The 1,466-nt window shown below is 67.2% G+C and carries 1 protein-coding gene; it reads left to right on the top strand.

The annotated features are described in order from the left end of the window. Window positions 1-239 precede the first annotated feature (239 nt). Entirely contained in the window at window positions 240-1,442 is a 1,203-nt protein-coding gene (locus tag ACIPC1_RS40295) for an IS110 family transposase (protein ID WP_402526832.1), read from the top strand. Window positions 1,443-1,466: the final 24 nt, after the last annotated feature.

The following is a 1,466-nucleotide window of genomic DNA, read 5'->3' as shown; positions in this document are numbered from 1 at the left end:
CCCCATTACCGTCTTCGTAGCCCCGCAACGGGGTTACCGGCCTTCGGAGTTGGCATGACTACCTCCCCTTGTCGAGTGCATGGCCCGGGGGGTGGTGTCACCAGCTCCGAAGGCACTGACAGACCGCTGATTAGGGGCATGACCACCGGCCTTTCCGCAGGTCGGGAGGCTCTTCGTAATGTGGATGTGGCGATCAGTGCCGTGGCAGGCCGGGTGAACAGCACCGAAGGAACAACGACGTGATCGATACCAGCGACATCGACGTCTACCTCGGCCTGGACGTCGGCAAGGGCGAACACCACGCCACCGCACTCACCCCCGCCGGGAAGAAGACCTTCGACAAGCGGCTGCCCAACAGCGAGCCCAAGCTCCGCGAGGTCTTCGCCAGGCTGCAGGCCAAGCACGGCACCGTCCTCGTGGTCGTCGACCAGGTGGCCTCGATCGGGGCCCTGCCGCTGGCCGTCGCCCGGGACCTGGGCTGCCACGTCGCCTACCTGCCCGGATTGACGATGCGGCGGATCGCCGACCTCTACCCCGGCGAGGCCAAGACCGACGCGAAGGACGCGTTCATCATTGCCGACGCCGCCCGCGCGATGCCGCACACGCTGCGGTCGGTCGACCTCGACGACGAGACGATCGCCGAGCTGCAGATGATCGTCGGCTTCGACGACGACCTCGCCGCCGAGGCAACCCGCCTGTCCAACCGGCTGCGGGGCCTGTTCACCCAGATCCATCCGCATCTGGAACGGGTCCTGGGCCCGCGGATGCAGCACCCGGCTGTGCTCAGGCTGCTGGACCAGTTCGGCTCGCCGGCCCAGATCCGCAAGGCCGGACGCCGACGCCTCATCGATCTGATCCGCCCGCAGGCGCCCAGGATGGCCGAACGGCTGATCAACGACGTCTTCACCGCACTCGACGAGCAGACCGTCATCGTCCCGGGCACAGACGCTGCCGCACTGATCGTCCCCAGCCTCGCCAACTCACTCCAGGCGGTACTCGACCAGCGCACACTGCTGGCCCACCGGATCGAGGAACTGCTGGAGGCCCACCCTCTTTCCAAGGTCCTGATGTCCATGCCCGGCATCGGTATCAGGACCGGCGCCCGCATCCTCATCGACGTCGGCGACGGCACCGCTTTCCCGTCCGCCGCCCACCTCGCCGCCTACGCCGGCCTCGCCCCGGCAACGAGAAGCTCCGGGTCCTCGATCCGGGGTGAACAGCCCTCCCGGCGGGGAAACAAGCAGCTCAAAAGGGCCTTCTTCCTCTCCGCGTTCGCCGCCCTGGCCGACCCCGTCTCCCGCACCTACTACGACAAGAAGATCAAAGAGGGCAAGCACCACACCCAAGCCCTCCTCTGCCTCGCAAGGCGGCGAGCCGACGTGCTCTTCGCGATGCTCCGCGACGGCACTTTCTACCAACCACCAACCCCGATCACCCCTTGACCAAAGTCATAGGGGCACCCCCCC

The sequence above is a fragment of the Streptomyces sp. NPDC087263 genome (assembly GCF_044744645.1).
Lineage (GTDB): Bacteria > Actinomycetota > Actinomycetes > Streptomycetales > Streptomycetaceae > Streptomyces.
Note: the sequence above shows the minus strand (reverse complement) of the source record. Positions and strands in the feature narration are given on the sequence as shown.